This is a genomic window from Burkholderia sp. ZZQ-2, assembly GCF_050768715.1.
Lineage (GTDB): Bacteria > Pseudomonadota > Gammaproteobacteria > Burkholderiales > Burkholderiaceae > Burkholderia > Burkholderia cepacia.
On sequence record NZ_LDVA01000018.1, the window covers coordinates 1 to 5,327 of the forward strand.

The window sequence follows — 5,327 nt, forward strand, 5'->3', positions numbered from 1 at the left end:
AAGCCCGTCGCGCCGCGTCCCGCCGCCGTACAGGTACCGACGCCGCGCGCGGCGGCCCGTGCGCCGCAGGCAGCCGATGCACGTCAGGCCCCGCCGCCGTGGGAGGACATCCCGCCGGACGAATACGTGCCGCTCAGTGCCGACGAGATGTTTAGCGGCCCGCCCGACGACGGCTTCGTGCCGGTATTCGACAGCGGCCCCGATGATGTGCGCGTGACGCCGAAGCCGGCGGAAGCCCGCCCGTCCGCTCTGGTCGACACGCGTCCGCTGCCGCCCGCGATCGCGCTCGATCCGGTCGGCTTCGACGGCGAATGGCCGGCGCTGGCCGCGCGGCTGCCGCTCAAGGGCGTCGCGTACCAGCTCGCGTTCAACAGCGAGCTGACGGCCGTCGATGCGACTACGTTGAAACTTTCAGTGCCGGTGCCGCAATATGCGGACGCTGCGCAGGTGGCGAAGCTGAAGGCCGCGCTGGCCGATGCGCTCGGCAAACCGGTCGAGGTGGCCGTCGAAGTCGGGCCCGCCCGGCGTACGGCGGCGGCACTCGATGCGGCTGCGCGCGCGGCGCGCCAGCGTGAGGCCGAGCAGGAGATTCACGGCGATCCGTTCGTCCAGCAACTCGTGCGCGACTTCGGTGCGCGCATCGTCGAGGGTTCGGTGCGCCCGCTCGCCGACGCGGCGCCGGACGGCCCGCCGCCGACGCTGCATTGAACTGAGCGCCCCGCGACAGGCACAATCACGCCCACACATTGGCCGGCACGCGCCGCGTGCCGGTTTTCACACGATCAAGAAGGAGTATTCCCATGTTGAAAGGCAACCTCGCCGGACTGATGAAGCAAGCGCAGCAAATGCAGGAAAACATGAAGAAGATGCAGGAGCAGCTTGCGCTGATCGAAGTCGAAGGACAGTCGGGCGCCGGCCTCGTCAAGGTGACGATGACGTGCCGCAACGAAGTGCGTCGCGTGTCGATCGACCCGAGCCTGCTCGCGGACGACAAGGACATGCTCGAGGATCTCGTCGCGGCTGCGTTCAACGACGCCGTGCGCAAGGCCGAAGCGACGTCGCAGGAAAAGATGAGCGGCATGACGTCCGGCCTGCCGCTGCCCCCGGGCTTCAAGCTGCCGTTCTGAACGCGGCGTCCGTGCCACTTTTTGCCGCCGTATGAAACAGCCGTCCGCCCTGTCCGCTCTCGTCGAAGCGTTGCGCGTGCTGCCCGGTGTCGGGCCGAAATCCGCCCAGCGCATGGCGGTCCACCTGATGCAGCACGATCGGGAGGGCGCGGAGCGGCTCGGCCGGTCGCTGCTGTTCGCGACCGAGCACCTGCAGCATTGCGAGAAGTGCAATACGTTCACCGAAGCGCAGATTTGCGAGGTCTGCAGCGACGAAGAGCGTGATCCGACGCTGCTGTGCGTCGTCGAGACGCCCGCCGACCAGATCATGCTCGAGCAGACGATGACTTATCGCGGGCTGTATTTCGTGCTGATGGGCCGGCTGAGCCCGCTCGACGGGATCGGCCCGAAGGAAATCCATTTCGACCGCCTCGTGCGGCGCGCGTCCGACGGGGTCGTCAAGGAGGTCGTGCTCGCGACCAACTTCACGAACGAGGGCGAGGCCACTGCGCACTACCTCGGCCAGACGCTGAAGGCGCGCGGGCTCGCGGTCACGCGTCTCGCGCGTGGCGTGCCGGTGGGCGGCGAGCTCGAATATGTCGACGCGGGCACCATCGCCCGCGCGATGCTCGACCGCCGCACGATGTAAGCCGGGCGCCGCCGGTCGGCGGCGCCGTTCCTCATGCCAGGGAGACACATGAGCACCAGCCAGGGCCCGCTCGCGGGCGTCAAAGTGCTCGAATTCGGAACACTGATCGCGGGGCCGTTCGCGTCGCGGCTGTTCGCCGAATTCGGCGCGGAAGTGATCAAGATCGAGGATCCGAACGGCGGCGACCCGCTGCGCAAGTGGCGCAAGCTCCATCCGGAGCAGGGCGGCACGTCGCTGTGGTGGTCCGTGCAGGCGCGCAACAAGAAATCGGTCACGCTCAACCTGAAGGCCGACGCCGGCAAGGCGATCGCGCGGCAACTCGCGCGCGAGGCCGACATCGTGATCGAGAATTTCCGCCCGGGCCTGCTGGAAAAACTCGGGCTCGGCTACGACGTGCTGTCGGCCGAGAACCCGGGCCTCGTGATGGTGCGCCTGTCCGGCTACGGGCAGACGGGCCCGTACCGCGACCGGCCCGGTTTCGGCGCGATCGCCGAATCGATGGGCGGGCTGCGCCACATCACCGGATATCCCGATCTGCCGCCGCCGCGCATCGGCATCTCCATCGGCGATTCGATCGCCGCGCTGCATGGCGTGATCGGCGCGCTGATGGCATTGCATCACCGCAAGGTCAACGGCGGCGCGGGGCAGGTGGTCGACGTTGCACTGTATGAAGCCGTCTTCAACATGATGGAAAGCGTGGTGCCCGAATACGGCGTGTACGGGATGGTGCGCGAGCGCACCGGCGCGTCGCTGCCGGGTATCGTGCCGTCGAACACGTATGCATGCCGCGACGGCAGTATCGTGATCGGCGGCAACAGCGACCCGATCTTCAAGCGGCTGATGAAGGCGATCGAGCGCGACGACCTCGCCGACGATCCCGCACTCGCGCAAAACGACGGGCGCGTGCCGCGCACGCAGGAGATCGACGACGCGATTGCCGCATGGCTCGCGCCGCGCACGATCGATGAAGCGCTCGTCGTGCTCAACGCGGCCGATGTGCCTGCCGGGCGCATCTATAGTGCCGCCGACATGTTCACCGATCCGCAGTTCGTCGCGCGGCAGATGATCCAACGCTTCAAGCTGGCCGACGGCACCGACATTCCGTTGCCGAACATCACGCCGAAGCTGTCGGACACGCCGGGCGAAACGCGCTGGCTCGGGCCTGAACTTGGCGAGCATACCGACGAGGTGCTGCGCGGCCTCGGCTACGATGCGCAGGCGATTGCCGCACTGCGCGACGCGGGGGCGATCTGAACGCCCCTGGGCCTGTCGCCTCGCGCCGGGCTCCCCGAAGCACATTCCGCAAGCGAGCGCCGTTGATGCTGGAAAACCCGGGGCGGCGAGGCGTTTTCCTGAGCGCGCAGAACGCCGCCGCGCAACGCGGCGGTGCAGCGTGTACGGTCGCCCGCAACCGTCCTTCCGCAGTCGCCGGACTGTCGCTCTCGCGCCATCTTTCCTCGGTTACAATCGCCGGATGCGAATCCTACTCAGCAACGACGACGGCTATCTCGCCCCCGGTCTCGCCGCGCTCAGCGACGCGCTGCGGCCGTTGGCCGAACTCACGGTGATCGCGCCCGAGCAGAACTGCAGCGGCGCGTCGAATTCCCTCACGCTGTCGCGGCCGCTGTCGGTGCAGCGCGCAGCGAGTACGGGTTTCTTCTACGTGAACGGCACGCCGACCGATTCGGTGCACGTCGCGTTGACTGGGATGGCCGACGCCAGGCCGGACCTCGTCGTTTCCGGGATCAACAACGGCCAGAACATGGGCGAAGACACGCTCTATTCGGGGACAGTTGCGGCCGCCACCGAAGGCATCATGTTCGGCGTGCCGGCCATTGCGTTCTCGCTGGTCGACAAGGGCTGGGCCCATCTCGCGGACGCGGCGCGCGTCGCCGCGGAGATCGTCGAGCACTCCCTCGCGCATCCGCTGCCGGGGCAGCCGCTGTTGAACGTCAATATTCCGAACCTGCCTTACGACGAACTGAAAGGCTGGAAGGTCACGCGTCTCGGCAAACGCCATCCGTCGCAGCCGGTGATTCGCCAGACCGACCCGCGCGGCGAACCGATCTACTGGATCGGCGCGGCGGGCGAAGCGCTGGACGCCAGCGAAGGCACCGATTTTCACGCGGTGGCAAACGGTTTCGTATCGATCACGCCGCTGCAACTGGACCTCACGCATACACAGATGCTGCCCGCGACGCGCGAATGGGCGCGCGCCGGAGGGCGGGCTTCATGAGCGGCGAGCGCGCGAAGCGGTTCCCGCTCGCGCTCGAAGATCTCAAGCGAGCGCCACGCAAGTCGGAAGGTCGGGCCGGCGAACGCCATGCGGCGGTCGCGGCATCGAAGGCCGCCGACAAGCCCGCGGCCGTGCTGAAACCGGTTGCGGTGAAACCCGCCGCCCCGCGCACGGCCATGCCCGGTTCCCCCGCCGCGAAGCCCGCGACCGCACCGAAGCCGACCGCGCTGAAGCCCGCGATGCCGAAGCCGGCCGCGCCGAGCGTCGCGCCGGCCGGCGCGTTCGCGCTCACGTCGGAACGCGTGCGCGAACGGATGGTCGAACGGCTGCGCGCGAACGGCGTGACCGACGCGCGCGTGCTGGAGGCGATGGCCGCGGTGCCGCGCCACCTGTTCGTGGATCCGGGGCTGGCGACGCAGGCCTACGAGGATTCCGCGCTGCCGATCGGCCACCAGCAGACCATTTCAAAGCCGTCGGTTGTCGCGCGCATGATCGAGCTCGCGATGGCCGGCCGCACGCTCGAGCGCGTGCTCGAGATCGGCACGGGCTGCGGCTATCAGGCCGCCGTGCTGAGCCACGTGGCACGCGACGTGTATTCGATTGAACGCATCAAGCCGCTCTACGAGCGCGCGAAGCTGAACCTGCGGCCGCTGCGCGTGCCGAACATCCGTCTGCACTACGGCGACGGGCGTGTCGGCCTGCCGTCCGCGGCCCCGTTCGACGCGATCGTGATCGCGGCGGCGGGGCTCGACGTGCCGCAGGCGCTGCTCGAGCAACTCGCGATCGGCGGGCGCCTCGTCGCGCCGGTCGGCGCGCAGAGCGGGCAGCACCAGGTGCTCACGCTCGTCGAGCGCGTCGCGCACGCGCAATGGCGGGAGTCACGGCTTGATCGCGTTTTCTTTGTCCCTTTAAAATCCGGAGTAATTTGAAACCGATGAGTATGTTGCGCGCGATGCAAAACAACCGTTCCAGGGAACCGCTCACGCTCGCCCAGCGCGCGATCTGCGTAGCCGCGTTCTCCACGCTACTGGCCGCCTGTGCGACGCGGCTCGACAACGCGCCCGTCGTCGATCGCTCCGGTTCGCTCGGCACGACTGCCGCCGCGCAGCCCGCGGTACCGCTTCCGCCGGCGCCGCCGGGTTACTACCGGGTAAAGCCGGGCGACACGCTATACCGGATCGCACTCGAAAACGGGCAGAACTATCGCGACATCGCCGCGTGGAACAACCTGGCGAACCCGAATCAGATCGAAGTCGACCAGCTGCTGCGCGTGTCGCCGCAGGCCGGTGCCGCTGTCGCGGGCACCCAGGTCGCCGCGCCGATCGGGGGCGCCGCC

General features: G+C 68.5%; 7 protein-coding genes. All 7 read left to right on the plus strand.

Translation table 11 applies throughout. From position 1 onward, the window contains the following. On the plus strand, positions 1 to 708 hold a 708-nt coding region (locus tag ABY44_RS00255), incomplete at its 5' end, for a DNA polymerase III subunit gamma/tau C-terminal domain-containing protein (RefSeq protein ID WP_431640698.1). A gap of 92 nt (positions 709 to 800) precedes the next feature. After that, on the plus strand, positions 801 to 1,127 hold the full coding sequence (locus ABY44_RS00260; RefSeq protein ID WP_006482124.1) for a YbaB/EbfC family nucleoid-associated protein: 327 nt from the start codon (positions 801 to 803) through the stop codon (positions 1,125 to 1,127). Between the two features lie 31 nt (positions 1,128 to 1,158). Beyond that, positions 1,159 to 1,755, plus strand: a complete 597-nt coding sequence (gene recR, locus ABY44_RS00265; protein WP_006478665.1) for a recombination mediator RecR — start codon at positions 1,159 to 1,161, stop codon at positions 1,753 to 1,755. 48 nt (positions 1,756 to 1,803) lie between these two features. Next, a complete protein-coding gene (locus ABY44_RS00270) occupies positions 1,804 to 3,009 on the plus strand; it encodes a CaiB/BaiF CoA transferase family protein (RefSeq protein WP_027787226.1) in 1,206 nt (401 codons plus the stop codon). A 220-nt stretch (positions 3,010 to 3,229) separates the two neighbouring features. Continuing rightward, the gene (gene surE / locus ABY44_RS00275; protein WP_027787227.1) at positions 3,230 to 3,991 is read left to right on the plus strand and encodes a 5'/3'-nucleotidase SurE; all 762 of its coding nucleotides are present in this window, start codon (positions 3,230 to 3,232) and stop codon (positions 3,989 to 3,991) included. Further along, entirely contained in the window at positions 3,988 to 4,920 is a 933-nt protein-coding gene (locus ABY44_RS00280; protein ID WP_027787228.1) for a protein-L-isoaspartate(D-aspartate) O-methyltransferase, read from the plus strand. Before surE ends, ABY44_RS00280 begins: the two co-directional genes overlap by 4 nt. 5 nt (positions 4,921 to 4,925) lie before the next feature. Then, on the plus strand, positions 4,926 to 5,327 hold a 402-nt coding region (locus ABY44_RS00285; protein WP_431640702.1), incomplete at its 3' end, for a LysM peptidoglycan-binding domain-containing protein.